We start from the raw sequence: 25,940 nt of genomic DNA on the forward strand, positions 1-25,940 counted from the left end.
CTCAGAACGCCGGCTTGTCGCCGCGCTCCTGCAGGTTGCGCTGCAGCTGCTCGCTCATGGGCAGACCCAGTGCCGCGTTCTTGGGCGGAATGGGCTGCATGAACCATTTGTCGTAGAGCCTGGCGAAGGCGCCAGACTTCATCATGTCGCCGATCACGCCATCCACCAGCTGCTTGAACTGCGGGTCGTCCTTGCGCAGCATGCAGGCATAGGGCTCGACCTGCAGCGCATCGGCCACGACGTGGAAATCCCTGGGATTCTTGGCGTTGGCGATCAGGCCGTAGAGCAGGATGTCGTCCATGCCGAAGGCCGCGGCGCGGTCGTTCTCGACCAGCAGAAAGCCGTCGGCATGGTCCTTGGCCATGACGATGTTCATGCCCCAGCCCTGCTCGGCATTGGCCTTGCGCAGCACCTGCAGATTGGTGGTGCCGGTGGTGATGGCCGCCGTCTTGCCCTTGAGATCTGCATAGCTCTGGATGCCCGAGCTCTTCTTCACCAGCAGCCGCGTGCCGGTGTAGAAGTGGTTGATGGCAAAGCCCACCTCCTTGGCCCGCACCGTGTTGTTGGTGGTCGATCCGCACTCCAGGTCTATGGTGCCGTTGGCCAGCAGCGGCATGCGGTTTTGCGAGGTCACGGCCTGCCAGCGCACCTCTAGCGCGGGCAGGTTCAACTGCTTCTTCACGGCTTCGGCCACCGTCTGCGAAAGCTCCACGGTCATGCCTATGGGCTTGCCGTTGTCCAGGTAGCTGAAGGGCACGGAGGACTCGCGGTAGGCCAGCGTGATGCGCCCGCTGTCGCGCACCTTGGCCAGGGTATCGGCATGGACAGCGCCCAGAAAGCCCAGACCCAGTGCCGCACAAAGCACGGTGGAGTGAAGTTGCATGCGGTGTCTCCTCTTCGGTGGTGGATGTGCCGCCAGTGTAGAAAGCGCGCCAGGCTCCGGAGGATGACAATATCGGGCTGATCCATGCCCCTGGTTTATGGGTGGCTGCGCAGGCACCGCCATGCTCCGGGTAAACACCGCAACCGAGGGCCGCCCGGCCGCACGCATACATCGACATCGCGCAGGCAGACCATAACCTGGGTGCATACCCTGCATGCCAAATGCCATGGCTGCGCAGCCCCGTACGGGCCTACAGTGCGGCAGCATGGAGAAACGATCAATGCATGTCTGCATCGTGGGCGCCGGCATCGTCGGCCTGGCCACTGCCTATGCGCTGCAGCGCGCGGGCTGCCGCGTCACGGTCCTGGAGCGCGGGCCCGGCCCGGCAGCGGGCGCCAGCGGCGGCAACGGCGCGCAGCTCAGCTATTCCTACGTGCAGCCGCTGGCCGATCCCGGCATCTGGAAGATGCTGCCGCAGCTGCTGCTGGAAAAGGACTCGCCGCTGGCCCTGCGCCTGCGCGCCGACCCCGCCCAATGGGCCTGGGGACTGCGCTTTCTGGGCGCCTGCAATGCACGCGCCTCCATGGCCGGCACGCAAGCGCTGCTGAGGCTGGCCGCCGAAAGCCGGCAGGCTTTCGAGCGTCTGCAAGCGCAGGAGTCCCTGAGCTGCGCATTGCACACGCCGGGCAAGCTGGTGCTGTACCACACGCAGCAGGGCCTGGATGCCGCGGCCCGGCAGGTGGCCCTGCAATCGCGCCTTGGCGGCGCCAGCCAGCAGGTGGTGGATGCCACCGCCACCGTGCGCCTGGAGCCCGCGCTGGCCGGCTACTCGGGCCGCATGGCAGGCGCCGTTCACACCCCCAGTGAAAGCGCTGCCGACTGCCGCCAGCTGTGCGAGCAGTTGGCGGCGCTGCTGGCCGCGCGCGGCGCCGAGCTACGCTACGACACCGAGGTGCTGGGCTTCGAGCGCCAGGGCGACGCCGTCACCGGCCTGCGCACCGCCGCAGGCCTGCTTCAGGCCGAGCACTACGTGCTGGCCAGCGGCTGGGAAAGCCCGGCCCACGCGCGCCAGCTGGGCCTGCGCATTCCCGTCTATCCGCTCAAGGGCTACAGCATCACCGTGGACATAGCATCCGACCACAACCAGGCCGCGCCGCGCGTGAGCGTGACCGACACCGCGCGCAAGGTGGTGTTCGCACGCCTGGGCGAGCGCCTGCGCGTGGCCGGCATGGTGGAGATCATCGGCCGCGACACACGCATCGATCCGGCCCGCATCGACAGCCTGCGCCGCTCCACACAGCAGGTCTTTGCCCAGCTGCCGCTGCAGGGCTCGCTGCATCCCTGGAGCGGCATGCGCCCGGCCACGCCCACAGGCCTGCCCATCACCGGCCGCCAGCGCGGCGGCCCGCGCAATCTGTGGCTGCAGACCGGGCATGGCGCGCTGGGCCTGACGCTGGCTTTCGGCTCGGCACAGCGGCTGGTCGCGCAGATGCACGCGGCCTGAGCGCGGGCCTGCTCAGGACTCTCTCAGAAGCTCCTGCAGGGCCTTGCGCATTTCCTGGGTCATGGCGCGCGCCAGCACCGAGCCCGGGCGCTGGGGCAGGCTCAGCGCGTTCACTCCCACGGTGATGCGCGGCAGCAGCGGCACCACATGCACTCGGCGCCGGTCGGCCGCCAGGGCCGTGCAGCCGTCCATGATGGCCGCGCCCAGCCCGTATTCGGCCATGGACAGCGCCGCATGATAGGTCTGCACCGTCACCACGGGCGACAGCCCAACGCCATGCTCGCGGCAGGCCTGGCCCAGGCGCATGCCCAGCGGGTCGCGCGCATCGAGCGCGACCACAGGCAGATCGGCCAGGTCCTTGAGTTCCATGCCTTCGGCGCGCACGCGCGAAGGCGGCAGCAGTCCCTTGGGCAAGACGCAGAACATGTCCACTTCGGCCAGCAGCTCGTGCTCCAGCGCGGGCTGACCCGCGGAGCTGATCACAAAGCCCACATCGGCCTCCTGCAGCAGCAGGGCCGATACCACCTGCGGCGTGTGCAGCGCCTGCACGTGCACCTGGACCTGTGGATGGCGGCGCCTGAAGCCCGCCACGGCGCGCGGCAGCACCTCGCGGCTGAGCGCGAACACCGTCAGCACATTGAGCCGGTCGGCCGACTGGCCGTGGCGCAGGTTGGCGGCCAGGCGCTGCACCTCGTCGAGCTGCTCGAACAGCTTCTCGATATGCGGAAACAGGGCCAGTGCCTCATTGGTCGGCGTCAGCCGCCCCCGCGCGCGCTGGAACAGCGCAAAGCCCATCTGCAACTCGGCATGCTGCAGCGTGCGGCTGACTGCGGGCTGGGTGACGTTGATGAGGCGCGCGGCCGCGCTGACGCTGCCGGTCTGCATCACGGCATTGAAGACTTCGATATGTCGCAGACGCATGCCCGGCCTCCTGCCACCGCCTCACTCGGACTGGGCGCGCGCCAGGCGTTCGCTCTTCCAGTACACATCGTCGCCGCCGTCGAGGCGGTTGAGCACGCGGGCCAGCACAAACAGCAGATCGGACAGGCGGTTCAGATACTGGCGCGGCGTGGCTCGCATGGCCTCGGCCTGCTCCAGCGCCACCACCTGGCGCTCGGCACGGCGCGCCACGGTGCGGCATACATGGGCCTGCGCGGCAGCACGCGTGCCGGCCGGCAGGATGAACTCCTGCAGGCGCGGCAACTCTGCGTTGTAGTGGGCCAGTGCGTTGTCGAGCTGCAGCAGCGCATCGTCCTTGAGCAGCTCATAGCCCGGCATGGACAGCTCGCCGCCCAGGTTGAACAGCTGATGCTGGATGTCGATCAACAGGTCGCGCACCTCCTGGGGCATTGGCTCGCACAGCAGCAGGCCGATATGCGAGTTCAGTTCATCCACATCCCCCATGGCATGCGGGCGACCGCTGTTCTTGGAAACGCGGGTGTTGTCTCCCAGGCCGGTGGTTCCGTCATCTCCGGTGCGGGTGGCGATTTGCGTGAGGCGGTTGCCCATGGGTCATCCCTTGTCAAAGCTGCGAATTTTCGGGGCCGGCGCGGCCCTCAGATACGGCCGCCATTGTGCGTTACAGCCCGCAGGCAAATGTAGTCTGAGGCAACAGCAGGCAAAAGTGCTGGCCCTTTGCCGCCTCACAGGGTGCAATGCACTCCTGTTATCGCATAGAGAAGGAATGCCATTCATGAACAAGAAGAATCTGCTCAATTGCAAGGTCTCGTCATTCGAAGTCGTCAGCGTGGTGCTGTTCTCCGCACTCACCCTCGGCGGGGGCATGGCTTTTGCGCAAACCGGAGGCGGCAACGCCGGCAACAACAAGGAGCCTGCGCGCATCGTGCAGTCGGGTTCCGCCACCGGCGTGCAGCAGGCGCCGACTGCAAAAAGCAGCGTGCAAGCGGCCTTCGAGCGTGCCGACGCCAATCGCGACGGTCAACTCAGTGCGCAGGAAGCACGCCAGCTGCCTGTCATCTCCCAGCGCTTTGAAGAGATCGACAGCGACCGCAACGGCCAGCTGTCACGCGCCGAATTCGACAAGGGTGCTCAGCAGTATTGAGGCCTTGCTGCGGCGCTTTCCTGATCACGCCGCAGTGCCGAGTTCCTCCTGCGGCAAGGCAAACTCGGCCCCGGCATAGTCCAGGTGAATCTCGAACTCGCGGCGCAGCAGGCGCTGCGCCCAGTCTTCGACCAGGCTGCGCTGCGCAGCACTCACCCGCCCTCCCATTTCCAGCCGCACCAGGCTCGGCTCCTCGAGGCCAAAGGCACGATAGCCACCCAGCGGCAGCAGACCCCGGGCATGGTCCTCGACGGCGCGAAACAAGGCCTCGCCAGAATCGCAGATCGCCGAGGCCACAAACACCTCGGGGTCACGTTCCACCCAGTTCAGCACATTGCCGATCTGCGCCACGCCATGCGCCCGGCAGGCCTGCGTGACGCCGGGGCGGCCGCCATCCAGCATGGCAAACACAATGTCCAGGCCCGTCTGCTCGATCATTGCCGAGACACAGGTCCGGGCCCAGCCTGGGCGATGCTGGTGACGGCAGAACTGGGTGACGAGTTGCCCCTCAAAACCGGCGTGCCTGAGACCGTCCGCATAGGCCGCGCGGCCACGCAGACCCGGCGGCACTTTCTCGCCCGAAAAATGCCCCACCTTGCCCGTCTTGCTCCACTGGCTGGCCAGCACGCCGGCGAGGAATGCCGATTGCTCCTGCAGCACCTCGTAACGCGCCACATTGGCTGCCGCCCAGCTGCCTTGCGTGACCGCAAAGGCCTGCTCGGGCCAGAGCTCGGCCAGGATCTGCACCGGACCGTCACCCTGACCGCCATGCGCAAGAATCAGCGCATAGCGGCCGCCGCACAATGCGGACATTTCGGCGGCGCGCTGCTGCGCCGACTGGCCGGCCACCCAGAGCACATCGACCTCGTGGCCGGCATCTCTTGCCTTGTGGGCTCCGCGCAGTCCCGACTCGTTGAAACTGCCCTGCCCTTCGGGGCCAAACAGCACCACGGCATAGCGTGGCTTACGGGGTGAATACAGTTTCTCGCTGCTCATCGTTGTCTCTTCTGCTTAAAGTTTTGCACCTGTCTTTTTCGCGATATCTCCCCAGGCCAGATGCTGGTCCGCAATCAGCTGGGTGAAGGCCTTGGATTCCATATCCCGGGTCACGAATCCCTGGGCTTCGAGCGTCTGTGCAAACTCGGGACGCGCGCTGATCTGTCGCACCGCGCTGGCGATTCTTTCGGCCAGCGCCCTGGGCAAGCCGGCGGGAGCCGAAATGCCGACGAAGTTTTCGGAAACCAGCTGCGCCAGCCCCAGCTCGGCCACGCTGGGCACCGCCGGTGCCTGGGCTACGCGGCGTGGCGATGTCAGTGCCAGCAGCTTGAGCCGGCCCTGCTTGTGCAGCGCGATGTTCTGCGGCAGCGCATCGATGGCCAGCTTGATATGGCCGCTGAGCAGATCCGCACGCATGGGGCCGGCGCCGCGGTAAGGCACATGCTCCATGGACAGCTTGAGCGTCTGCGCAAACTGCTCGCCCACCAGATGCCCCACCGAGGCAGCGCCGCCGCTGCCAAAGGCCACGGGGGCAGGCTGCTCCTTGATCCAGCTCACCAGCTCGCTCAGGCTGTTGGCGGGCACCGAGGGATGCACGGCAAACACCGTAGGCACGGCGCCGATATAGGCCAAGTGTTCGAAGCTGCGCAAGGGGTCGTAGCCAGGGCTTTGCAGCAGCGATGGTGCTATCGACAGCGCCGCCGAATTCGATACCAGCAGCGTGTAGCCGTCGTTGGCGCTGTGCGCCACGATCTGCGCGCCAATCGACGAGCCCGCGCCGGGCTTGTTGTCTATGACCACGCTCTGGCCCAGCTTCTCGGCCAGCGCGGGAGCCAGCACCCGCGCCACGATATCGCTGGAGCCGCCGGGCGGAAAGGTCACGACCAGTTTGATGGGCCGCGCCGGCCAGGCCTGGGTCTGCGCCGCACGCACATGCCATGCCGCGCCCAGCATGCCTGCGGCCGACACCCCGGCCAGCCCTTGTATGAATGATCTGCGACCCGTATCGCGCATAGCTCCGCCCTCCGAACTGCTTTTGGTTTGAAGCGAGCTCTGCAGCGCACGCCATGAGGCTTGCTAATATAGGCACACCCGGCACAAACCCTAAACACTGATTTCTCATTAGCTAGGGCGGAACTTATCTATGTGCCCGCGCCAGACGGCTGCGCCACGACGAAACCGCGATCTCTGCCAGCTCCAATGGGCATGCGCCATGCGTAGCGATCGCGACCTTGAGCGGCATGGCCTAGTACCCAATACGTACACGCCCGGACCGGGCCAGGTGGTATTCTTTTTCTCCTCTGGAGACCCCGATGAACGCACCTGTTGCCCATACCTCGCTGCAGCCCGATTTCGTGCAGCGCCCCATCCCCGAAGAATTTCTGCAGGCTCTGCAAACACGTTTCGGCGGCCAGTGCTCCACGGCCTTGGCCGTGCGCGAGCAGCATGGCCGCGACGAAGGCGCGATTTCCGCGCCCCCTCCGGCAGCCGTGGTGTTTGCCGAATCCACCCAGGACGTACAGGATGCCGTCAAGCTCTGCGACCAGTACGGCGTGCCCGTGATTGCCTATGGCGCCGGATCCTCGCTGGAAGGCCATCTGCTGGCCGTGCAAGGCGGCATCACCATCGACGTCAGCCGCATGAACCGGGTGCTCTCGGTCAACACCGAAGACCTGACCATCACCGTGCAGCCCGGCATCACGCGCAAGGCATTGAACGAGGCCATCAAGGACACCGGCTTCTTCTTTCCCATCGACCCCGGCGCCGACGCTTCGATTGGCGGCATGACCTCGACCCGCGCCAGCGGCACCAATGCCGTGCGCTACGGCACCATGCGCGAGAACGTGCTGGCCCTGGAGGTAGTGACGGCCAGCGGCGAAGTGGTGCGTACAGGCAACCGCGCCAAGAAGAGCGCCGCCGGCTACGACCTGACCCGCCTGCTGGTGGGCAGCGAAGGCACGCTGGGCATCTTCACCGAGATCACGCTGCGCATCTATCCGCTGCCCGAAGCGGTGAGCGCAGCCATCTGCTCTTTTTCCAGCATCGAGAACGCCGTACACACGGTGATCCAGACCATTCAGATGGGCATTCCCATCGCCCGCGTGGAACTGGTCGATGTGAATTCAGTGCGCATGGTCAATGCCTACAGCAAGCTGTCCCTGCGTGAGGAGCCCATGCTGCTGATGGAGTTCCACGGCTCGCCCACGGGCGTGAAGGAGCAGGCCGAGATGGTTCAGGACATTGCCCATGAATTCGGCGGCAATGCCTTTGAATGGGCCGAGCGCCCCGAAGACCGTACGCGCTTGTTCACCGCGCGCCACAATGCCTATTTCGCGGCCGTCTCCAGCGTGCCCGGCTGCCGCTGCATCACCACCGATGCCTGCGTGCCCATCAGCCGCCTGGCCGATGCGCTGCTGGAGTGCGTGACCGAAGCCGATGCCAGCGGCATCCCCTACTTCCTGGTCGGCCATGTGGGCGACGGCAACTTCCACTTTGGCTATCTGATCGACCCCGACAACGAAGCCCAGCGCCAGCAGGCCGAGCAACTCAACCACACGCTGGTGGCTCGCGCGATTGCGCTGGGCGGCACCTGCACGGGCGAGCACGGCATCGGCATCCACAAGCAGGGCTTTTTGCTCGAAGAGGCGGGAGCCGGTGCGGTGCAGATGATGCGTGCCATCAAGCAGGCTCTGGACCCCAAGAACATCCTGAACCCGGGCAAGATCTTTCAGCTGCAGTGAGCCTCGCTCGCACTTGCTGAAGACGCGCAAACCATGAAAAAGGGCCTGCAGTTGCAGGCCCTTTTCTGTTCTCGGATCGGCGCTTTACTTGCCGACCTTGAGCTGACCGCCACGACCCAGGCCGCCCTTGACTTCCTGTGCCTTGTAGTTGCGCAGCGAGATCACCATATTGTTGTAGGCATCCATGAAGGCAGCGACCGTGGCCTTGCCTTCGGGTGAGCGCGAGAAGCCGCCCAGACCACCACCCACGCCACCGCCGAACGCGCCCATGGCTGCGCCGAAGTTGGTGGCTGTGGAGTTGCCTTCGGAGATGGAGATCTGCACGCCAGAACGGATGTCGAACATGCTCAGCGTCACCACCGAAGCCTTGCTCTGCATGGCGCCGCCGATCAGCGTCCCCACATTGCCGAACAGACCGCCCACGCCCGCTGCCAGCTGACCGGTTGCATCGTTGTCGATGATGATGGAAGGCTCCATGTAGTAGTCTGCAGCCACGCGCTGGCCCTTTTGCTGCTTGGAGCCGGCGCGGAATTCACCGGAGTTGCGCTGCTTGTCGGTGATCGCCGACATCTTGCTTTCGGTACGGTTGTTGCCGATGGAGGTGATCACAAAGCAGTTGGACTGCTGCACGGCCAGACGTATCAGGGGCTCGATGGTCGTGATCTTGGTGGCAGCGCCAAAGCTGGCATACCACTCCTTGCCGCGACCGTCATCCACGGCCAAGGTGCCCAGAGGGGCATCGCAACGCTCCAGCGTAGGGTTCGCATTCACGCTGGTTGCGCCGCCCGCTGCGCCGGTGGCAGCCGTGGGAGCCGTACCCGTGGAGATGGTACCGCCGCCGGGGGTCACGCAGCCGCCCAGTGCCAGGGCCGATGCGATGGCTGCCAGACGCAGCGTTGTCTTCTTGGACATAGTGTGATGCTTTCTAAAAAATAAAAAATGCTGCTGCGCTCACAGCGCCTCAGCGGTAATACCAACCCGACGAGCCCCACACCATGTAGTAGGGCGCGCCCACATACCAGCCGTTCCAGGACTTGCGCTCGTCCTCGATGGCCTGATAGCGTGCATGTGCATTCTGTTTGGCGGCCTGCGCCTGAGGCAGCAGGCGCTTGGCTTCCTTGAAGCCCTTGGCGGCAGCACGCGACAGCCAGGCCTCGGCTTCGGCGGGGTCCGGGCCCATTTCTTCAAAGCCCAGCAGATACAGACGGCCCAATGCAAACTGGGCCTGACCGTTACCGGCATCGCCGGCCTTGCGCATCCACTCGATGGCCTGATAGCTGTTGCGCTCCACGCCATCGCCGCGCAGATAGCGCAGCCCCAGGTCATAGGCTGCGCGAGGATCGGCCTCGGCTTTTTGCACCAGTGCCGCCAGGCGGCGCTCTGCCTCGGGATTGACGGGCTCGCCACGGAAAGTCGCGACATTGCGCGGCAGCTCGGAACAGTTATTGCCTTCGCACAGGCGCACGGTGGGCGAAGCAGGTGCCAACTGCTCCTGCGGTGTCTGTACCGCGCATGCTGTCAATGCAAGAGCCGCCAATGAAAAGGTGGGGGCGAGCAGGCGCATGGATGTCTCCTCTGAATTCTCAGCCGCTGAAAGCCGAAAAGTATACATAAGCAAAAATCAGTAATTTTTACGACGAGTTGACAACACGCATACCCCACCAAAGAGGGGTATCACGCACAAAATGCAAAACTCCGACAAGGCCTTGTCTGCATTGCGGTGTCCTGGAGCCTGTGATTGACGGATACATTTCAAAACTCATGACAAAAAAATGGCTTGCCTCGACCTGGCCTCTGCCTGCATTGCTCGTCTGGTTGCTCGCCTGGGTGATCTTTGCGGGTCTGGCGCGCCTGCTGCCCTGGTGGCTGGCCTTGCTGGTCGCCGGCAGCTTCAGCACGGCGGCCAGTCTCTGCGGGCCCAACTGGTGGCGCAGGCTCATCATTGCGGCCGGGTTTCCGCTGTCGTTTCTGGTGCTCAGCGCCAGCCAGTTGCCCGCCTGGGGCTGGCTGCTGCCTCTGGCCTTGCTGCTGCTGATCTACCCGCTCAATGCCTGGCGTGATGCCCCCGTCTTTCCAACGCCGTCCAATGCGCTCAAAGGACTGGCAGAGGTCGTGCAGTTGCCGGGGCAGGCGCTGGTGCTGGATGCCGGCTGCGGCATGGGCGATGGCTTGCGCGCACTGCGCAGTGCGCTGCCGCAGGCCCGCCTCAATGGTCTGGAATGGAGCTGGCCACTGGCGATTGCCAGCGCCCTGCGCTGCCCCTGGGCACGCGTGCGGCGTGGCGATATCTGGCTGGCCGACTGGAGCGGCTATCAGCTGGTCTATCTGTTCCAGCGGCCCGAAAGCATGGGCCGCGCCGCTGTCAAGGCTGCCACCGAGATGCAGCCCGGCAGCTGGCTGGTGAGCCTGGATTTCCAACTGCCTGGTGTGGAAGCGACGGCATGCCTGCAAGGCAATAGCCGCCACAAGGTATGGATCTACGCCATGCCGCTGGATGGCGCAGAACGCAGCTGAGGCGCTTTATTTGGCTCCGCCGCTGGCCTTGCTCACGTAGAGAGAAACGGCAGCGATATCGGCTTCGCTCATTGTGGCCTTGAAGGAGGGCATGGAGCCGATGCCGTCCTTCAGAGCACGTGCCACGCGGGCCGCATCGGGCTGCAACTCGTCCAGCACCGGGCCTATGGCACCTTCCGCACCAGCGTCCTTGAGGGTATGGCACACCGCGCAGGCAGGGACTGCAGCAGTGGTGAACAGCTCTTTGCCGCGCGCCATCTGGGCAGCCTGATCGGCGTGGGCAGCAGTACCCGCCAGGACGGTCAGCAAGAGGGCGGCGAGGGTGGGTTTTGTCTTCATCATTGTTCTTGGTGAAATGCGATACATAGGGGTTTTGATACCCATCGCCCGGCGCCCCTTCTTCGGCACCCGGCATGGGTAGCGAGTGCGGCGCTCAGGCCACGGTGACAGTGACGGCGTGGTCGGCCCAACTGGTGTTGTTGTAGCCGCTCTGGTTTTCACCACGCGTTTCGGGCTGCACATTGCCCTTGACGTCGGTAGCGCGGCTGGCCAGGGTGTAGGTACCCTTGGGCAGCTGTGCCTGCAGCACGAACTGGCGCCAGGCATACTTGCCCATATCGGGGCCAATCAGGCGCGCCTGCTTCCAGGTCTTGCCGCCGTCGATGGAGACTTCCACCCCCTTGACGGCGTTCATGCCGCCGAAGGCCACGCCCTGAATCTGCACCAGGCCTGAGGCCTGGTTGCCGTCTTCGGGGATGGGGCTGTTGATCCACGACTTGACACTCATTTCCTGCACCGAAGGCTGGCTGGGGTCGCCCTTGCTGCCGGGGGGCGAGATGCGGTAGCCGTGGGACATGATGTGCGCTTCGCTTTCCTTGACGGTAAAGGCCAGCTGCTTGATGTACTTGATGTTGTTCACGCCGGTGTAGCCGGGCACAATCAGGCGCAGCGGGCCGCCATGGGCCAGAGGCACGGGCTCGCCGTTCATCTCCCAGGCCAGCAGCGCGTCCTCCATGGCCGACAGAGGCACGGAACGCTCCACCAGCACGCTCTTGGGGTCCAGTCCTGCGGGCAGCACCTCTCCGCCCGTTCCCGTCATGTAGACCATGCCGTCGGCCACGCCGCCCAGGACCTTGACCACCTCGCGCACTGGCACGCCGCTCCAGACCACGCAGCCTGCAGCGCCTACGGTCCATTGCGTACCGCTGGGCTTGGTGGGGAAGAAGGCGCGGCCATTGCCAGAGCATTGCAGCACCATGGTCACCGTTTCCAGGCCCAGCTTCTTGAGCTCGCCAACGGTCAGCTTGGCGGGCTTCTTCACGCCATCAATCTGCACCGCCCATGCATCGCGATCGGCCACGATGGACTCGGAAGGCGTGGGCAGGTTGTTGCGCACATAGAGCTGGTTGGTGGGCGTGACCACGCTGGAGCCAAACGCGCTGCGCTTGGTCTCGATGGTGGTGGAGCTGTGCACGATCACGGCATCGGCATTCTTGAAGCCGGCATAGCTGGGTAGAGGCTTGGCTGCGGGTGCAGCCGCCTGGGCCATGGCCTGGCTCTGAAAGCTTGCCAGACCGGCTGCAGCCAGCGCGCTGGCGCTACCGGCGAGCAGGCGACGACGCGGCAGGGATGTGGGTTGTTGCATGGTGTCTCCTTGGTAATTGTGGTGAATGCTCAGCGCGAAAAATCCGGTTCAGCCATCGGCTTTCTCAGGGGCCCCCAGAGCGCGTGATGCCACGGCCAGAGCCTGTTTCTTCTGTGAGATCAGCACCAGCGGGCGGCCTTCGCGCGAGCGCACCACCTGCCAGTAGCTGTTGGCCCACCAGCCCTGGCCGTCGGCAATCCGCTGGGGCTGCTCAAAGGCCAGCACGGTGACGATGCCGCCTTTTTCAAAAAAAGTGGTCAGGTGATAGGCGCGACTGCCGTCGATATCGCAGGGCCGCATGAGCTGGGTATAGCCAGGCAGCTTCTGGTCGGCAGGCCAGTCCATATGCCTGGCAATCTCGGCCTCGGGGATGAACTGGCCACGCAGCGTGCGTTCGTAATACTCATGCTCGATGGCCGAGCGCACCATCTGCGGCGGGCGCAGGCTCAGCACGCTGCCTGCAGCGACGCTGGCGACCATCACGGCTGCACACAGTGCATGCAGGCCACGACGGGCATACCAGGGCGTGTGGCGCAGCAAATGGGGTGGCGGCTCGCCAGGCTCGAAAGCCAGTGCCATCTCGGCACGGGCACGCAGGTCGAAATCGGTGTCTTCGGGGCGGTCTTGGTGTTTCATGGTGCGCGCTTTTTCAGCGGTATCACGCCGGCAGCAGCGGAAGATTCGGTGGTGGCTCCGGCGGGACGGCGCGCAGGCTCCTGCAGTGCCGTCTTGAGCGCTTCACGTGCCCGCGCCAGGCGAGAGAGCACGGTGCCCGGTGCAATATCCAGCGCCTCGGCCATCTGGGCCGTGGGCATGTCGTCAAAGTAGTAAAGCACCAGCACTTCACGATGGATGGGGGCAATGCGGCTCAGCGCCTTGACCACGTCCAGCTGCGCATCGAGTGCATCGTGGTGATTCACGCCCTGCTCACAGGCTTCATCCAGAGACTCGGTCTGCGATTGCACAGGATCGAAGTGCCTGAAGGCATGACGGCGCATGATCTGGAACAGCCAGGCCCTGGCCATGCTCTGGTCGCGCAGCTGGTGGCGAAAGCGCCAGGCGCTGGTGAAGCAATCCTGCACCACATCCTCGGCCGTGGCGCGCGAGCCCGTCAGCGCCCAGGCGCTGCGCAGCAAAAAGCGGTAATGCTCGCGCACCCACTGGTTGTAGCGCGACTCGGCAGAGAAGATCATGGTGCTAAAGAGCGCAGGCCTGCTGCTTTCATTCCATGCCGCTGCAAATATTTTCTGGAGCCACCCGGAAAATAGAGATAAGGCTTGCAGCCCTTTTCAATCAATCGCTGGTGGCCATGACTTTGGTGTGCATGCCAAAGAACTGTGCAGGCGGCATACCCACCGTGCGGCGCACCATGGCGCTGAAAGCGCTGGGACTGTAGTCCAGCTCGGCCGCAATGCGCTGAATCGGCCAGTTGCGCGCTGCCAGGCTGACGGCATGGGCCAGCACCACCTGCTGGCGCCACTGGGTAAAACTGCATTCCAGTTGCTGGCGAAACAGTCGCGCCACCGTGCGCGGACTGGCCCCGGTATCGCGCGCCCAGTCCTCCAGCGTTTCGTTGCGCGTGGGGTCGGCCAGCACGGCCTCGCAGAGCAGGCGCAAGCGCTTGTCCTGGGGCAGGTTCACGCCCAGCTGCACGGCACTGGCACGGCGCAGCTCGTCGAGCAGCAGCTGGCTCAGATGGTGCTCGCGTGCCCTGTCCTGCTCGCACAGCTGCTGGCTGTCATCGGGCAGCGTAGGCAGCTCGCGCACCACGGCGCGCAGCAGATCCGAGGCATTGAGCACCCGGCACTGGCGCCAGGCCGCCTCTTCGCCGGGGGCCACATCGGGGCCGCAACGCCCCTGGGTCTGATAGAAGTACAAGGTGCGCAGATCGGCGCTTTCCACCATGGTCACGGCATGCTCCATGCCCGGCGGCACCCACAGCACGCGCGAGGGCGGCACGATATAGGTGCCCTGCGCTACCGTCAGGCGTATGGTGCCCGTGGTGGAGATGGCCAGCTGCCCCCAGGGATGACGGTGCGGCTTGACCTGGGTGTCGGCCTCCAGCCAGCGACATTTGGCCCGCACCGGACGCTGTGCCGTGGGTATGTAGAGATGGGGTGTCAGCGTCTCCACATAGGCGCTGGCCTTGCCTGCGCGCAGGGGCTCGGGGTCGTGGAGGCTGGACATGATGGTTGGCTGGCTTGCGATAGCAATTGGCAGACTATCGCATACAAGACGCGAGCAGTCTGCCTAAGATGCGACATATGAACCGCCCTGCCTCCACAACACCTCAAAACCAGGCGCCAGAGACACTGCGCAGTGACGCGCGCACCATCAGCCTCATCGGTCTGGCCCATGGCTCGTCGCATTTCTTCCATCTGCTGCTGCCGCCGTTGTTTCCCTGGCTGATCAAGGACTTCGGCTACAGCTATGCCGAGCTCAGCGTCATGGTCTCGCTGTTCTTCATTGTTTCCGGCACCGGCCAGGCACTGGCCGGCTTTGCGGTGGACCGCTTTGGCGCACGCCCGATTCTGTTTGCCGCCCTCGGCAGCTTTGTGGTGGCAGGCCTGATTGCCAGCACGGCCCAAGGCTACAGCATGCTGCTGGCAGCCTCCTTTTTTGCGGGCCTGGGCAATGCGCCCTTCCACCCCGTGGACTTCACCATCCTCAACAAGCGCGTGTCGCAGCAGCGCATAGGCCATGCGTTCTCGGTGCATGGCCTGTCCGGCAACCTAGGCTGGGCGCTGGCGCCGCTGTTCATGGCGGGCATCACCACGGCCACGGGCTCCTGGCGCCTGGCCTGCCTGGGCGGAGCCCTCTGCGCAGCCGTGGTGCTGGCCATCATGGTCTTCAACCGCGACGCGCTCGATGATCGCGCCGAATCCGCCGGAGCTGCCGCCAAGCCCGCTGCCGGAGCCATTGCCGCACCTCAGGAACACCCCATGGCCTTCATGAAGCTGCCATCGGTGTGGCTGTGCTTTTCCTTCTTTTTCTGGAGCACCTGCGCGCTCAGTGCCATCCAGAGCTTTGCCAGCCCGGCCCTGCAATCCATGTACGGCCTGCCGCTTTCCGTGACGGCGCTGATCGTCACCGGCTATATGCTGTGCGGCGCTGCCGGCATGGTCGTGGGCGGCTTTCTGGTCGGCCGCGTGCAGCGGCTGGAGAAGGTGATCTCCATCTGCATGCTGGGCTCGGGCCTGTTGCTGTTTGTCGTCGGAACGGGCTGGCTGCCCGGCATGGCGGCGGTGGTCGTGGCCTCAGTCGCCGGTCTGGGCACGGGCTTGGCCGGCCCCTCGCGCGACATGCTGATCAAGCGCGCAGCGCCCCCCGGCGCCACGGGCCGCGTCTACGGCACGGTGTATTCGGGCCTGGATCTGGGCTTCTGCCTGGCGGCGCCGGTCTTCGGCTACATGCTGGACCACCAGATGAGCAACGCCGTGTTCTACGGCTCGGCGATTGCGCTTGTACTGTCTGTGGTCTCGGCCGTCATCGTCGGCGACGGAGTGAGCAAAAAGACCAAATCCCATCTGGCGGCGGCCTGAGCAACAGACGCAACCCACCAAGCCCTGCCCGCGCAAGCTGCAGGGCTTTTTTGTCGGCGCGAGAGATCAAGTTACCCTGGTATTTATCCCTAGGCCGGCAGCCCTGAGGCCGCAAACACGGCTGCTAAGCTGAATTCCCTCAGCGGCGCATCACGCCGCTTTCCTGCCGCGGCCCTATCCGGGAGCGGCCCGCCCCCCAAGGAGAATTTCTATGCGTTGGAACACGCCCTCTGCCCCTTTGCTGCGCGCCCTGCCCCTGGCCCTGGTGCTGGCCTTCGGCTCTGCCCAGGCTGCCCCTCAGGCCGAATGGCTGGAGCATGCGAAAAAGGAGCAGCAGCCCTATCTGGATACGCTGCGTGATCTGGTGCATATCGAGTCCGGCAGCAAGGATGTGGCGGGCGTGAAGAAGATCGCCGAGTACATCGCCGGCAAGCTGCGCGCGCAGGGCGGCAAGGTCGAGGTGATCGAGCCCAGCGACATCTACCGCCTCGATGACACGCCCGAGAAAGTCGGCCCCATGGTGCATGCCGAATTCAAGGGCAAGGGCAGCAGCCGCATCATGCTGATTGCGCATATGGACACCGTCTATCTGCCCGGCATGATCAAGGACCAGCCCTTTCGCATCGACGGCGACAAGGCCTATGGCCTGGGCATTGCCGACGACAAGCAGGGCGTGGCCCTGATCATGCATATCGTGCCCCTGCTCAAGAAGCTGGGCATCGAGGACTACGGTACGCTCACGGTGCTGATCAACGGCGACGAGGAAATCAGCTCGCCCGGAGCACGCAGCACCATCACCCGACTGGGGGCCGAGCAGGACGCTGTGTTCAGCTTTGAAGGCGGCGGCACCGACGGCAGCCTGCGCCTGGCCACCAGCGGCATCGGCGCCGCCTACCTCAAGGTCACGGGCAAGGCATCTCATGCGGGCGCCAAGCCCGAAGATGGCGTGAATGCGCTGTACGAGCTCTCGCATCAGTTGCTGCAGATGAAGGATCTGTCCCAGCCCCAGGACGGCCTCAAGCTCAACTGGACGGTGTCCAAGGCCGGCACCAACCGCAATGTGGTTCCCGCCGAAGCCACGGCCCAGGCCGATGCCCGCGCGCTGCGCGTGGCCGACTTCACGGCGCTGGAAAAAGCCATGCAGGACAAGATCGGCAGCAAGCTGCTCCCCGCCAGCAAGGTGGAGCTGAAGTTCGAGGTGCGCCGCCCGCCGCTGGAAGCCAATGCCACGGCACGCAAGCTGGCCGCCCACGCCCAGGGCATTTATGAGCAGGAGCTGAAGCTGCCCATGAAGGTCATGGACAAGGCCACGGGCGGCGGCACGGATGCGGCTTTTGCGGCCCTCAAGGCCAAGGGCGGCGTGATCGAGGGCTTCGGCCTGTCGGGCTATGGCGCGCATTCCAACGATGCCGAATACGTGCAGATCAACACCATCGTACCGCGCCTGTATCTGGCTGCCCGCATGATCCAGGACCTGTCGCGCGGCCAGATCAAGTAAGCGCTTTTGATAGCTGCTTGCGCCTGATCTGCTTCGGTTTACGTAAAGAAGCGATCTGAAAATCAACAGGAGCTTGCGCTGCAAGCTCCTGTTTTTTTATTTTCCGGACTCGCGCCAACACCTGCCTCGGGCGTTGCCAGCGCGCCTGATCCGAACCGGCCTTGCCCGCGTTTCCAGGGTTCTGTCGCCTAGCCAACAGACCGCCGGCGCACGAGTGTCTACATTCATCGGATCAACGATGAAGGAGAGTCGCCCGTGAGCCAAGAGCCCTTGAACATCCCCAGCGTGCAGCATCTGGTCAGCCCCGAGGAATGGCAGCTGCGCGTGGACCTGGCCGCCTGCTACCGGCTGGTGGCACTGTACGGCTGGAGCGATCTGGTCTTCACCCACATCAGCGCGCGGCTGCCGGGCCCCGGGCACCACTTTCTCATCAACCCCTACGGGCTGATGTTTGACGAGATCACGGCCTCCTCGCTGATCAAGGTGGATCTGGGCTGCAACAAGCTCATGGACTCCCCCTTCCCCGTGAACCCTGCCGGCTTCGTCATCCACAGCGCCGTGCATGAGGCCCGCGCCGATGCGCAATGCGTGATCCATACCCACACGCGTGCCGGCGTGGCCGTGGCGGCCCAGAAGAACGGCCTGCTGCCTATCAGCCAGCAGAGCACCTTTGTCCTGGGGTCCCTGGCCTATCACGTCTACGAAGGCGTGGCCTTTCGCGAGGACGAGAAGCCGCGCCTGCTGGCCGACATGGGCGAGGCCAACTTCCTCATGCTGCGCAACCATGGCCTGCTGACTTGCGGCCCCACGATTGCCGATGCCTTTCTGTCCATGTACATCTTCGAGTCCGCCTGCCAGATCCAGATCGCGGCCCAGTCCGGGGGCACCGAACTCACCGAGGTCGACCCGCAGATTCTGCGGGGCATCGCCCATGCCATGAAGGTACAGACCGGCGGCATGGGCGGCCAGTTTGCCTGGCCTGCCCTGCTGCGCAAGCTCGACCGAATCGACCCCGGCTACCGCAGCTGAACGCTGCGCGCGCACAAAAAAAAGAGCATCCGTGGATGCTCTTTTCGCTTGCTTGGGCTCAAGAATCAGACTTCGCCGCGCAGCTTTTCGATAAGGCCGTTGAGCTCCTCCAGCGAGCCGAACTGGATGGCGATCTCGCCCATTTCCTGCTGCTTGCCGTGGCGGCGTACGGTCTTCTTGATACGCACTTCGACATCGGCGGTGAGCAGGTCGGACAACTCTTCCTCGATGCGTTTCACGTCGCGCGACTTGCCATCTTTCTTGGCTTTCTGGCGCGTCAGATTGAACTCGGCACCGATTTTCTTGACCAGCGACTCGGCCTCGCGCACCGACATCTTCTTGGCCGCGATCTGGTTGCCTGCCGTGATCTGGGTGGCACGGTCCAGCGTCAGCAGCGCCCGCGCATGGCCCATGTCGATATCGCCGGCCATCAGCATGGTCTGCACGGGCTCGGCCAGATTCAGCAGGCGCAGCAGATTGGTGGCAGCACTGCGCGAGCGGCCCACGGCCTGCGCGGTCTGCTCGTGGGTCAGCCCGAACTCCTTGACCAGACGGGCCAGCCCCTGCGCCTCTTCCAGCGGGTTCAGGTCTTCGCGCTGAATGTTCTCGATTAGCGCCATGGCCGCAGCGGCCTCGTCGGGCACTTCGCGCACCAGCACCGGCACCTCGGACAGACCCGCGATATGCGCGGCACGGAAGCGCCGCTCGCCGGCAATGATTTCGTACTTGCCAGCGTTGTCGCCCCTGGAGAGCTGGCGCACCAGAATCGGCTGCATGATGCCCTGGGCCTTGATGCTCTCGGCCAGCTCATACAAGGCACCTTCGTCCATGCGGGTGCGCGGCTGGTACTGGCCGGCCACCATCACATTGAGCGCCAGGCTGCTCGGCAGATTGGCCTGCTGCCCGCTCGCAGCGGCCTGCTCTGCTTCACTGACCTTGGGGCCCAGCAGGGCTTCCAGACCTCGTCCCAGGCCCTTGGGTTTCTTAGTCACCATTGCTGAATTCTTTCTTTAAAGGGAGAGCAGCAGCTCATGCCCGGCTTCCCACAGTCCCAGTCCGCTGGCCGTGTTGATATGGCCTGCGGCGCCCGCATTCACAAAACGGCTGCCCCAGCCCTGTGCCATGGCCTGCGCGCGCGCTACAGAGCAATTGGGGTCGTTCTCGCTGCCCACCAGTATCGACGGGAAGGGCAGCTTTTGCAGCAGCACGGGCGACCAACCCGGCAGGACGCCGTGCAGACTCTCCTGCTCGGTGTCGCCGGGTGCCACCAGCAACGCACCACGCACCTTGCTCCTGGCAACCTGAGAATGTGCCGCCCACCAGGACACCAGCACGCAGCCCAGGCTGTGCGCCACCAGGGTGACGGGAGCCGGAGCGTCGAGCACGGTTTCCTGCAGGCGAATGCTCCAGTCGCCGCGCAGCGGATGCTGCCAGCTATGCTGCTCCAGCCGCTGGTAGCCATACCGGTCCTGCCACAGACTCTGCCAATGGCCGGGATCGGAGTTCTGCCAGCCGGGCAGCAACCAGACATGCTGCGGGTTCAGTGCTTCAGAGGTCATGACGGTTGGCGATGGCTGGATGGGAGACTGGGAGCTGTTTCACGTGAAACACTCACATTTTCTTGATGCGGCGCACCATCTCTTCGGCGAACTCGACAAAGGCCTTGCTGCCCTTGGCCGAGGCATCGAACACCACGCCGGGCAGGCCGTAGCTGGGTGCTTCGGCCAAGCGCACATTGCGCGGAATCACGGTATCGAACACCTTGTCGCCGAAATGCTCCTTGAGCTGGTCGCTGACCTGCTGCTGCAGCGTGGTGCGCGGATCGAACATCACGCGCAGCAGACCGATGATCTGCAGGTCGGGATTCATGTTCGCATGCACCTGCTTGATGGTGTTGACCAGATCGGTCAGGCCTTCCAGTGCAAAGTACTCGCACTGCATGGGCACGATCACGCCATGCGCCGAGCACAGACCGTTCAGGGTCAGCATGGACAGCGAAGGCGGGCAGTCGATCAGCACGAAGTCATAGTCGGCAGCCACGGCCTGCAGGGCCGTCTTGAGGCGCTCGTTGCGACGCTCCAGCGAGACCAGCTCGATCTCGGCACCCGACAGCTCGCGGTTGGCACCCAGCACGTCATAGCCGACCTGCTCGGACTTCTGGGCCACTTCCTTGATGCTGGCGTTTTCCAGCAGCACGTCGTAGACCGTCAGCTCCAGCGCGCGCTTGTCCACGCCGGAGCCCATGGTGGCATTGCCCTGCGGGTCCAGGTCGATCAGCAGCACACGCTGGCCGACCTTGGCCAGACCGGCGGCAAGATTGACCGTGGTCGTGGTCTTGCCCACTCCACCCTTTTGATTGGCAACGCAGAAAATTTTGGCCATTGAACTTCTCTTTTAGTTGGCGGCCAGCTTGAGGCCAAAACCGATCAGAAACACACCGGCTGTTTTTTCCAGCCACTTCACCACGGCCGGGTTGGCACGCAAGCGCTCGGCCAGCACCGTGGTCAGCATCACCACGATGACGCTGTAGATAAAGGTAATTGCTGCCACCGTGGCTGCCATCACACCAAAGGTGATGGCGCCCTGATGCCGGGCCGGGTCCACGAACATGGGAAAGAAGGCCATGTAGAACACGATGGCCTTGGGGTTCATCAGGGTGATCAAAGCACCCTGGCGGAAATACTGGCGCGGCTGGATTTCAATGGCCGGCGCATCGCCAGGCTTGGCCGTGAGCAGCTTGTAGCCCAGCCAGGCCAGATAGGCCGCCCCCACCCATTGCACGGCATGGAAGGCCGCCGGGTAGGCGGCCAGCACCGCAGCCACGCCGGCTACAGCCAGCCACATCAGCACCTGGTCGGCAGCCATCACACCCAGGCAGCAGGCGACGCCGGCTCTCCATCCGCCCTTGCCCGTGGAGGTAATCAAGGCCAGATTGCCTGGTCCAGGGATCAGCAAGAAGACGGTAACGGCGGCTGCAAAAGCGCCGTAATCAGAGATGCCAAACATTCAAACCCTGCGCGATGGAAAACAGCAAGTTTATGCGAGGGCCGTGACCGGCGCATCTGCATTGCACAGATGTTGCCTGACACAGTATGTAAAAAGGCACTTTGCTCCCCTTGGAAACAAAGTGCCCGACCAAGCTTTACCGCTCAAGAAGCCAGTTTCAACCAGATCACGCAGCGCTCGGCATCCAGGCCGGGAACCTGTAATGGTTCCACGTGAAACACCTTCACATCGGCAGGCAGCGCAGCAATTTCCTCATCGGGGTGCTTGCCCTTCATGGCAAACCAGATGCCGTCATCGGCCAGCGCCTTGCGCGACCAGGTGGTGAAGTCCACCAGGGATGCAAAGGCGCGGCAGCTGATGACCGGATACCGGGTCTTGAGGTTTTCCACCCGGTCATGAATGCCGCGCAGATTGGGCAGGCGCAAGGCTGCAGCCACCTGCTGGATGAAAGCGGCCTTCTTGCCCACGGTATCCACGCAGTTCACATCGATCTGCGGGCAGCAGATGGCAAACACCACACCGGGCAGACCACCGCCGGAGCCCACGTCCAGCAGCGGCAGGCGCTTGCCTTCTTCCAGCGGCAGGCGGCTCACATGCCGCAGCAAGGCGGGCACGGCGGCTAGGCTGTCGAGCAGGTGATGCGTCAACATCTCCTGGGGATCACGCACCGACGTCAGGTTGTAGACCTTGTTCCATTTCTGCAGCAGATCCATGAAGGACATCAGCAGATCGATCTGCGCCGGAGCCAGTTCCAGCTTCAGTGCCTGAACGCCCTGCTCCAGTTGGGTACGCAAAACCTGGCTCATGCGGAAGCCTCTTCATTCTGATTGGCAAAGCCCTTGAAGCCGCCTTTTTTCAGATGCACCATGAGCAGCGAGATGGCGGCAGGCGTCACTCCCGAAATACGCGAAGCCTGACCCAGGGTTTCGGGCCTGTGCTTTTGCAGCTTCTGGCGCACCTCGAAGGAAAGTGCCGCCACCTGCATGTAGTCGAAGTCCAGCGGCAGACGCAGGCGCTCGAAATGCGCAGCGCGTTCGACTTCATCCTTCTGGCGGTCGATATAGCCAGAGTACTTGGCAGCGATTTCCACCTGCTCGATCACCGGGGCGCTGAGCTCGCCCAGCGCCTCGGGCTGCACATCGGCACAGGCGTACTTGCCCTGGTTCATGCCCATGAGCTTGTCGTAATCCACACCGGGGCGACGCAGCAGGTCGAACAGGTTGTATTCGCGCTCCATGGCCTTGCCCAGCACGCGCTCGGACTCTTCCGGAGCCACGACACGCGGGTTCACCCAGGTGGACTTGAGGCGCTCTGTTTCACGTGAAACAGCATCGCGCTTGCGGCTGAAGGAATCCCAGCGCGCATCATCGACCAGACCCATCTGGCGGCCCGCTTCGGTCAGGCGCATATCGGCATTGTCTTCACGCAGCTGCAGGCGGAACTCGGCGCGGCTGGTGAACATGCGGTAAGGCTCGGTCACGCCCTTGGTGATCAGATCGTCGACCAGCACGCCCAGATAGGCCTCGTCACGGCGCGGCATCCAGGGGCCTTCACCACGGCACTGCAGCGCTGCGTTCAAGCCGGCGAACAGGCCCTGGGCGGCCGCCTCTTCATAGCCGGTCGTGCCATTGATCTGACCCGCAAAGAACAGACCTTGAATTTGTTTGGTCTCGAAACTGCTCTTGAGCGAGCGGGGATCGAAATAGTCGTACTCGATGGCATAGCCGGGACGCAGGATATGCGCGTTCTCCAGACCCTTCATGCTTCGCACCAGTTCGTACTGGATGTCGAACGGCAAGCTGGTGGAGATCCCGTTGGGGTAGAACTCGTGCGTGGTCAGGCCTTCGGGCTCCAGAAAGATCTGATGGCTTTCCTTGTCCGCAAAACGGTTGATCTTGTCTTCCACGCTGGGGCAGTAACGCGGACCTACACCCTCGATCTTGCCGGTGAACATGGGACTGCGGTCAAAGCCGCTGCGGATGATCTCGTGCGTACGCGCATTGGTGTGCGTGATCCAGCAAGGCATCTGCCGGGGATGCATGGCACGGTTGCCCATGAAGCTGAATACAGGCACTTCACCCTCGTTCACGCCGCCAGGCATGCCGTCGCCGGGTTGTTCCTCGCACTGGCTGAAATCGATGCTGCGGCCGTCGATGCGGGGGGGCGTGCCGGTCTTCAGGCGCCCCTGTGGCAGCTTGAGTTCCTTCAGGCGTGCCGACAGGCTCACGGCCGGAGGATCTCCGGCACGGCCTGCGGCATAGTTATTCAGGCCCACGTGAATCTTGCCATCGAGGAAGGTGCCCGCCGTCAGCACCACGGTGCGGCTGCGGAACTTGAGACCCACCTGGGTGACGGCACCGACCACGCGGTCGCCCTCAACCATCAGATCATCCACGGCCTGCTGGAAGAGCCAGAGATTGGGCTGGTTTTCCAGCATCTCGCGAATCGCGGCCTTGTACAGAATGCGGTCGGCCTGGGCGCGCGTCGCGCGTACGGCCGGGCCCTTGGAGCTGTTCAGGATGCGGAACTGGATGCCGCCCTTGTCTGTCGCCAGGGCCATGGCGCCGCCCAGGGCATCGACCTCCTTGACCAGATGGCCCTTGCCGATACCGCCGATGCTGGGGTTGCAGCTCATCTGCCCCAGGGTTTCGATATTGTGGGTCAGCAGCAATGTCTTGCTGCCCATGCGCGCAGCGGCCAACGCAGCCTCGGTGCCGGCGTGGCCGCCACCGACCACGATCACATCAAATTCCTGTGGGTACAACATATTCCTGCTCCGGGCCAAGCCCGGCCCTTGCCCCTGCACGAAGCAACCATGCCTCGGCTCTCACGGCAGGCGGACATGTTCTCGCGCCATGTCCAGCCCTGCGGGGAACCTGCAATTTTCCCACCATTGGCGCAACAATGCCTTGCCAGGGGGGTTTCACGTGAAACATGGCGGCCTGAAGCCCGGCCTAGATGTTTGCCCTGATAGCCCCGTCTATGCATGAAAAATGCAATCGCTCTGTGCTGCAATCACTGCATGCAAATTCTCATTTTTGCGGGCAGCACCCGCCAGGACTCGTACAACCGCAAGCTGGCCAAGGTGGCAGCCTCCATCGCGGAACAACAAGGCGCACAACCCAGCCTGCTGGAATTGTCGGACTACGACATTCCGCTCTACAACGCCGACCTCGAAGCGCAGGGCACTCCAGCCGATGTCATTCGCCTCAAGCAGGCCATGCACAGCCATGCGGCCTGGATTGTCTGCAGCCCCGAATACAACGGCAGCTACCCTGCCCTGCTCAAGAACGCGATCGACTGGGCCTCCAGCCCGGTCAAGGGCGATGCACAGTGGTCCGATGGCGTTCTGCCCTTTCGCAACAAGGTCATCGGCATGGCCAGTGCCTCGCCTGGCGGTCTTGGCGGCCTGAGGGCCCAGTCTCACCTAGCTGCGCTGCTATTGAATCTGGAATGCTGGGTAGCACCGCGCAGCCATGCCGTGAGCCATGCGGCAGAGGCTTTCGATGCCCAGGGTCATCTGCTGCGCGCGCAGAACCAGCAAGGCATGGAGGCTCTTGTGCAGCAGGTGCTGTGGGCCGCAGGGCGCCTGGGCTGAGCAATCTCCTCTCCGATCCGGACTTCTGCCGGCTGCGCATGCATATGAAGTGCAACCGGTTTAGCATGGGCGCTTGTCTTTTCATTGCATAGAGAGCCACTCACCATGAAGCTTTACTACAGCCCCGGCGCTTGCTCCATGTCTCCGCACATCGTGCTGCATGAAGCAGGCCTGCCGCATGAAACCGTGATGGTCAGCACCAAGAGCCACAAGCTCCAGGACGGAACGGATTACTACGGCATCAATCCCCTGGGTTATGTGCCCTTTCTGGTACTGGACAACGGCGACACCTTGCACGAAGGTCCGGCCATTGTTCAGTACCTCGCCGATCTGGCCCCCGAAAAGAACCTGGCACCGGCCAACGGCACCGTGGCACGCTACCACCTTCAGGAATGGCTGAATTTCATCAGCACCGAGGTGCACAAGGGCTTCAGCCCCTTGTTCAGCCCCGCAACGCCCGAAGACTTCAAGCCTGTGCTGCTCGGCAATCTGTTCAAGCGCCTGAGCTGGGTCAACGAGCAGCTCGCCAACAAGTCCTATCTGATGGGCGATCAGTTCACCGTGGCCGATGCCTACTTTTTCACGGTCACAGGCTGGGCCCAATTTGTAGGCCTGGACATCTCTGAACTCCAGCACCTTCAGGCTTATCGCGAGCGCATTCTGGCGCGCCCCGCAGTGCAGGCTGCCATGAAGGCAGAGGGCTTGCTCAAGTAAGTTTTTCGACATCCATGCAAACTGAGAACGTGTTTACGATCTCCTCGCGCCGCGACAGAGGCTTTGCGGGATGGGATGCTAGGGGCGGCCCCCCGCGCGCGATACCGCAGCAATAGCCGTGCTATTGCGAGGATTCGCAACGCCGCAGAGCACCCGCAAAGACACTGTCCCGGAGGGTTGGAGCGAAATCGGGCGATTTTTGCGCGCT

27 protein-coding genes are annotated in these 25,940 nt (G+C 63.9%); 9 read left to right on the forward strand and 18 right to left on the reverse strand.

Annotation, left to right across the window (positions count from 1 at the left end; all coding sequences use genetic code 11):
- Nucleotide 1 precedes the first annotated feature (1 nt).
- Entirely contained in the window at nucleotides 2-883 is an 882-nt protein-coding gene (locus FSY45_RS13750; RefSeq protein WP_046461746.1) for an amino acid ABC transporter substrate-binding protein, read from the reverse strand.
- Nucleotides 884-1,163: 280 nt separating this feature from the next.
- On the opposite strand from FSY45_RS13750, the gene FSY45_RS13755 reads away from it, so the two are divergent.
- A complete protein-coding gene (locus FSY45_RS13755) occupies nucleotides 1,164-2,387 on the forward strand; it encodes a D-amino acid dehydrogenase (RefSeq protein WP_046461747.1) in 1,224 nt (407 codons plus the stop codon).
- A gap of 12 nt (nucleotides 2,388-2,399) precedes the next feature.
- Here the strand turns inward: FSY45_RS13755 and FSY45_RS13760 are convergent, their stop codons facing one another.
- Both FSY45_RS13760 and FSY45_RS13765 read right to left on the reverse strand, forming a co-directional pair.
- Nucleotides 2,400-3,308 (reverse strand): LysR substrate-binding domain-containing protein, encoded by a 909-nt coding sequence (locus FSY45_RS13760; RefSeq protein WP_046461748.1) that lies wholly within the window; start codon nucleotides 3,306-3,308, stop codon nucleotides 2,400-2,402.
- Nucleotides 3,309-3,329: 21 nt separating this feature from the next.
- Complete coding sequence (locus FSY45_RS13765; RefSeq protein WP_046461749.1) at nucleotides 3,330-3,896, reverse strand: cob(I)yrinic acid a,c-diamide adenosyltransferase; 567 nt, start codon at nucleotides 3,894-3,896, stop codon at nucleotides 3,330-3,332.
- 184 nt (nucleotides 3,897-4,080) lie between these two features.
- Here FSY45_RS13765 and FSY45_RS13770 point away from each other — a divergent pair, with 184 nt between their 5' ends.
- Nucleotides 4,081-4,449, forward strand: a complete 369-nt coding sequence (locus FSY45_RS13770; protein WP_012836573.1) for an EF-hand domain-containing protein — start codon at nucleotides 4,081-4,083, stop codon at nucleotides 4,447-4,449.
- Between the two features lie 24 nt (nucleotides 4,450-4,473).
- On the opposite strand, the gene FSY45_RS13775 is transcribed toward FSY45_RS13770, so the two are convergent.
- Entirely contained in the window at nucleotides 4,474-5,445 is a 972-nt protein-coding gene (locus FSY45_RS13775; RefSeq protein ID WP_046461750.1) for a BMP family protein, read from the reverse strand.
- 15 nt (nucleotides 5,446-5,460) lie between these two features.
- Nucleotides 5,461-6,459 (reverse strand): tripartite tricarboxylate transporter substrate binding protein, encoded by a 999-nt coding sequence (locus tag FSY45_RS13780; protein WP_012836571.1) that lies wholly within the window; start codon nucleotides 6,457-6,459, stop codon nucleotides 5,461-5,463.
- Nucleotides 6,460-6,758: 299 nt separating this feature from the next.
- On the opposite strand from FSY45_RS13780, the gene FSY45_RS13785 reads away from it, so the two are divergent.
- Nucleotides 6,759-8,186, forward strand: coding sequence for an FAD-binding oxidoreductase (locus tag FSY45_RS13785; protein WP_046461751.1), 1,428 nt, complete (start codon nucleotides 6,759-6,761; stop codon nucleotides 8,184-8,186).
- 84 nt (nucleotides 8,187-8,270) lie between these two features.
- Here the strand turns inward: FSY45_RS13785 and FSY45_RS13790 are convergent, their stop codons facing one another.
- Nucleotides 8,271-9,098, reverse strand: coding sequence for a hypothetical protein (locus FSY45_RS13790; RefSeq protein ID WP_046461752.1), 828 nt, complete (start codon nucleotides 9,096-9,098; stop codon nucleotides 8,271-8,273).
- Nucleotides 9,099-9,147: 49 nt separating this feature from the next.
- The gene (locus tag FSY45_RS13795; protein WP_003065258.1) at nucleotides 9,148-9,750 is read right to left on the reverse strand and encodes a tetratricopeptide repeat protein; all 603 of its coding nucleotides are present in this window, start codon (nucleotides 9,748-9,750) and stop codon (nucleotides 9,148-9,150) included.
- 197 nt (nucleotides 9,751-9,947) lie between these two features.
- Between FSY45_RS13795 and FSY45_RS13800 the strand changes: the two genes are divergently transcribed.
- Complete coding sequence (locus FSY45_RS13800; protein WP_003065259.1) at nucleotides 9,948-10,700, forward strand: class I SAM-dependent methyltransferase; 753 nt, start codon at nucleotides 9,948-9,950, stop codon at nucleotides 10,698-10,700.
- Between the two features lie 6 nt (nucleotides 10,701-10,706).
- On the opposite strand, the gene FSY45_RS13805 is transcribed toward FSY45_RS13800, so the two are convergent.
- The 5 genes from FSY45_RS13805 to FSY45_RS13825 all read right to left on the reverse strand — a co-directional run bounded on the left by FSY45_RS13805 (nucleotide 10,707) and on the right by FSY45_RS13825 (nucleotide 14,532).
- A complete protein-coding gene (locus tag FSY45_RS13805; protein WP_034362057.1) occupies nucleotides 10,707-11,042 on the reverse strand; it encodes a cytochrome c in 336 nt (111 codons plus the stop codon).
- A 91-nt stretch (nucleotides 11,043-11,133) separates the two neighbouring features.
- Nucleotides 11,134-12,345 (reverse strand): sulfite oxidase, encoded by a 1,212-nt coding sequence (locus FSY45_RS13810; protein WP_046461753.1) that lies wholly within the window; start codon nucleotides 12,343-12,345, stop codon nucleotides 11,134-11,136.
- Between the two features lie 48 nt (nucleotides 12,346-12,393).
- Nucleotides 12,394-12,981, reverse strand: a complete 588-nt coding sequence (locus tag FSY45_RS13815; protein WP_046461754.1) for a hypothetical protein — start codon at nucleotides 12,979-12,981, stop codon at nucleotides 12,394-12,396.
- Nucleotides 12,978-13,538, reverse strand: coding sequence for an RNA polymerase sigma factor (locus tag FSY45_RS13820; RefSeq protein ID WP_046461755.1), 561 nt, complete (start codon nucleotides 13,536-13,538; stop codon nucleotides 12,978-12,980). Before FSY45_RS13820 ends, FSY45_RS13815 begins: the two co-directional genes overlap by 4 nt.
- A gap of 100 nt (nucleotides 13,539-13,638) precedes the next feature.
- Nucleotides 13,639-14,532 carry a helix-turn-helix domain-containing protein gene (locus tag FSY45_RS13825; RefSeq protein WP_046461756.1) on the reverse strand — a complete coding sequence of 298 codons (894 nt, stop codon included), beginning with the start codon at nucleotides 14,530-14,532 and terminating at the stop codon, nucleotides 13,639-13,641.
- A gap of 77 nt (nucleotides 14,533-14,609) precedes the next feature.
- On the opposite strand from FSY45_RS13825, the gene FSY45_RS13830 reads away from it, so the two are divergent.
- From FSY45_RS13830 to FSY45_RS13840, 3 genes are all read left to right on the forward strand, one after another.
- On the forward strand, nucleotides 14,610-15,887 hold the full coding sequence (locus FSY45_RS13830) for an MFS transporter (RefSeq protein WP_003065270.1): 1,278 nt from the start codon (nucleotides 14,610-14,612) through the stop codon (nucleotides 15,885-15,887).
- 211 nt (nucleotides 15,888-16,098) lie between these two features.
- Nucleotides 16,099-17,385, forward strand: a complete 1,287-nt coding sequence (locus FSY45_RS13835) for a M20/M25/M40 family metallo-hydrolase (RefSeq protein ID WP_046461757.1) — start codon at nucleotides 16,099-16,101, stop codon at nucleotides 17,383-17,385.
- 255 nt (nucleotides 17,386-17,640) lie between these two features.
- Nucleotides 17,641-18,414 carry a class II aldolase/adducin family protein gene (locus FSY45_RS13840; RefSeq protein WP_046461758.1) on the forward strand — a complete coding sequence of 258 codons (774 nt, stop codon included), beginning with the start codon at nucleotides 17,641-17,643 and terminating at the stop codon, nucleotides 18,412-18,414.
- A gap of 65 nt (nucleotides 18,415-18,479) precedes the next feature.
- On the opposite strand, the gene FSY45_RS13845 is transcribed toward FSY45_RS13840, so the two are convergent.
- From FSY45_RS13845 to mnmG, 6 genes are all read right to left on the reverse strand, one after another.
- Nucleotides 18,480-19,409 carry a ParB/RepB/Spo0J family partition protein gene (locus tag FSY45_RS13845; RefSeq protein WP_046461759.1) on the reverse strand — a complete coding sequence of 310 codons (930 nt, stop codon included), beginning with the start codon at nucleotides 19,407-19,409 and terminating at the stop codon, nucleotides 18,480-18,482.
- Between the two features lie 15 nt (nucleotides 19,410-19,424).
- Nucleotides 19,425-19,973, reverse strand: a complete 549-nt coding sequence (locus tag FSY45_RS13850; RefSeq protein WP_003065279.1) for an alpha/beta hydrolase — start codon at nucleotides 19,971-19,973, stop codon at nucleotides 19,425-19,427.
- A 52-nt stretch (nucleotides 19,974-20,025) separates the two neighbouring features.
- On the reverse strand, nucleotides 20,026-20,796 hold the full coding sequence (locus FSY45_RS13855; RefSeq protein WP_003072073.1) for a ParA family protein: 771 nt from the start codon (nucleotides 20,794-20,796) through the stop codon (nucleotides 20,026-20,028).
- 12 nt (nucleotides 20,797-20,808) lie between these two features.
- A complete protein-coding gene (locus FSY45_RS13860) occupies nucleotides 20,809-21,420 on the reverse strand; it encodes a LysE family translocator (RefSeq protein WP_003065281.1) in 612 nt (203 codons plus the stop codon).
- A gap of 143 nt (nucleotides 21,421-21,563) precedes the next feature.
- Nucleotides 21,564-22,226 carry a 16S rRNA (guanine(527)-N(7))-methyltransferase RsmG gene (rsmG, locus tag FSY45_RS13865; protein WP_046461760.1) on the reverse strand — a complete coding sequence of 221 codons (663 nt, stop codon included), beginning with the start codon at nucleotides 22,224-22,226 and terminating at the stop codon, nucleotides 21,564-21,566.
- Nucleotides 22,223-24,187 (reverse strand): tRNA uridine-5-carboxymethylaminomethyl(34) synthesis enzyme MnmG, encoded by a 1,965-nt coding sequence (gene mnmG / locus FSY45_RS13870; RefSeq protein WP_046461761.1) that lies wholly within the window; start codon nucleotides 24,185-24,187, stop codon nucleotides 22,223-22,225. Before mnmG ends, rsmG begins: the two co-directional genes overlap by 4 nt.
- A gap of 255 nt (nucleotides 24,188-24,442) precedes the next feature.
- Here mnmG and FSY45_RS13875 point away from each other — a divergent pair, with 255 nt between their 5' ends.
- Nucleotides 24,443-25,018, forward strand: a complete 576-nt coding sequence (locus FSY45_RS13875) for an NADPH-dependent FMN reductase (RefSeq protein WP_046461762.1) — start codon at nucleotides 24,443-24,445, stop codon at nucleotides 25,016-25,018.
- A gap of 105 nt (nucleotides 25,019-25,123) precedes the next feature.
- On the forward strand, nucleotides 25,124-25,732 hold the full coding sequence (gstA, locus tag FSY45_RS13880) for a glutathione transferase GstA (RefSeq protein WP_003065291.1): 609 nt from the start codon (nucleotides 25,124-25,126) through the stop codon (nucleotides 25,730-25,732).
- The last annotated feature ends 208 nt before the right edge of the window (nucleotides 25,733-25,940 follow it).

This window comes from Comamonas sp. Z1, from assembly GCF_008121555.1.
Taxonomy (GTDB): Bacteria; Pseudomonadota; Gammaproteobacteria; order Burkholderiales; family Burkholderiaceae_C; genus Comamonas; species Comamonas thiooxydans.

What these genes read in the sequence shown, in the direction of transcription:
- FSY45_RS13750 (WP_046461746.1), bottom strand. Translation starts at nt 883, where the DNA reads ATGCAACTTCACTCCACCGTGCTTTGTGCGGCACTGGGTCTGGGCTTT.
- FSY45_RS13755 (WP_046461747.1), top strand. Translation starts at nt 1,164, where the DNA reads ATGCATGTCTGCATCGTGGGCGCCGGCATCGTCGGCCTGGCCACTGCC.
- FSY45_RS13760 (WP_046461748.1), bottom strand. Translation starts at nt 3,308, where the DNA reads ATGCGTCTGCGACATATCGAAGTCTTCAATGCCGTGATGCAGACCGGC.
- FSY45_RS13765 (WP_046461749.1), bottom strand. Translation starts at nt 3,896, where the DNA reads ATGGGCAACCGCCTCACGCAAATCGCCACCCGCACCGGAGATGACGGA.
- FSY45_RS13770 (WP_012836573.1), top strand. Translation starts at nt 4,081, where the DNA reads ATGAACAAGAAGAATCTGCTCAATTGCAAGGTCTCGTCATTCGAAGTC.
- FSY45_RS13775 (WP_046461750.1), bottom strand. Translation starts at nt 5,445, where the DNA reads ATGAGCAGCGAGAAACTGTATTCACCCCGTAAGCCACGCTATGCCGTG.
- FSY45_RS13780 (WP_012836571.1), bottom strand. Translation starts at nt 6,459, where the DNA reads ATGCGCGATACGGGTCGCAGATCATTCATACAAGGGCTGGCCGGGGTG.
- FSY45_RS13785 (WP_046461751.1), top strand. Translation starts at nt 6,759, where the DNA reads ATGAACGCACCTGTTGCCCATACCTCGCTGCAGCCCGATTTCGTGCAG.
- FSY45_RS13790 (WP_046461752.1), bottom strand. Translation starts at nt 9,098, where the DNA reads ATGTCCAAGAAGACAACGCTGCGTCTGGCAGCCATCGCATCGGCCCTG.
- FSY45_RS13795 (WP_003065258.1), bottom strand. Translation starts at nt 9,750, where the DNA reads ATGCGCCTGCTCGCCCCCACCTTTTCATTGGCGGCTCTTGCATTGACA.
- FSY45_RS13800 (WP_003065259.1), top strand. Translation starts at nt 9,948, where the DNA reads ATGACAAAAAAATGGCTTGCCTCGACCTGGCCTCTGCCTGCATTGCTC.
- FSY45_RS13805 (WP_034362057.1), bottom strand. Translation starts at nt 11,042, where the DNA reads ATGATGAAGACAAAACCCACCCTCGCCGCCCTCTTGCTGACCGTCCTG.
- FSY45_RS13810 (WP_046461753.1), bottom strand. Translation starts at nt 12,345, where the DNA reads ATGCAACAACCCACATCCCTGCCGCGTCGTCGCCTGCTCGCCGGTAGC.
- FSY45_RS13815 (WP_046461754.1), bottom strand. Translation starts at nt 12,981, where the DNA reads ATGAAACACCAAGACCGCCCCGAAGACACCGATTTCGACCTGCGTGCC.
- FSY45_RS13820 (WP_046461755.1), bottom strand. Translation starts at nt 13,538, where the DNA reads ATGATCTTCTCTGCCGAGTCGCGCTACAACCAGTGGGTGCGCGAGCAT.
- FSY45_RS13825 (WP_046461756.1), bottom strand. Translation starts at nt 14,532, where the DNA reads ATGTCCAGCCTCCACGACCCCGAGCCCCTGCGCGCAGGCAAGGCCAGC.
- FSY45_RS13830 (WP_003065270.1), top strand. Translation starts at nt 14,610, where the DNA reads ATGAACCGCCCTGCCTCCACAACACCTCAAAACCAGGCGCCAGAGACA.
- FSY45_RS13835 (WP_046461757.1), top strand. Translation starts at nt 16,099, where the DNA reads ATGCGTTGGAACACGCCCTCTGCCCCTTTGCTGCGCGCCCTGCCCCTG.
- FSY45_RS13845 (WP_046461759.1), bottom strand. Translation starts at nt 19,409, where the DNA reads ATGGTGACTAAGAAACCCAAGGGCCTGGGACGAGGTCTGGAAGCCCTG.
- FSY45_RS13850 (WP_003065279.1), bottom strand. Translation starts at nt 19,973, where the DNA reads ATGACCTCTGAAGCACTGAACCCGCAGCATGTCTGGTTGCTGCCCGGC.
- FSY45_RS13855 (WP_003072073.1), bottom strand. Translation starts at nt 20,796, where the DNA reads ATGGCCAAAATTTTCTGCGTTGCCAATCAAAAGGGTGGAGTGGGCAAG.
- FSY45_RS13860 (WP_003065281.1), bottom strand. Translation starts at nt 21,420, where the DNA reads ATGTTTGGCATCTCTGATTACGGCGCTTTTGCAGCCGCCGTTACCGTC.
- rsmG (WP_046461760.1), bottom strand. Translation starts at nt 22,226, where the DNA reads ATGAGCCAGGTTTTGCGTACCCAACTGGAGCAGGGCGTTCAGGCACTG.
- mnmG (WP_046461761.1), bottom strand. Translation starts at nt 24,187, where the DNA reads ATGTTGTACCCACAGGAATTTGATGTGATCGTGGTCGGTGGCGGCCAC.
- FSY45_RS13875 (WP_046461762.1), top strand. Translation starts at nt 24,443, where the DNA reads ATGCAAATTCTCATTTTTGCGGGCAGCACCCGCCAGGACTCGTACAAC.
- gstA (WP_003065291.1), top strand. Translation starts at nt 25,124, where the DNA reads ATGAAGCTTTACTACAGCCCCGGCGCTTGCTCCATGTCTCCGCACATC.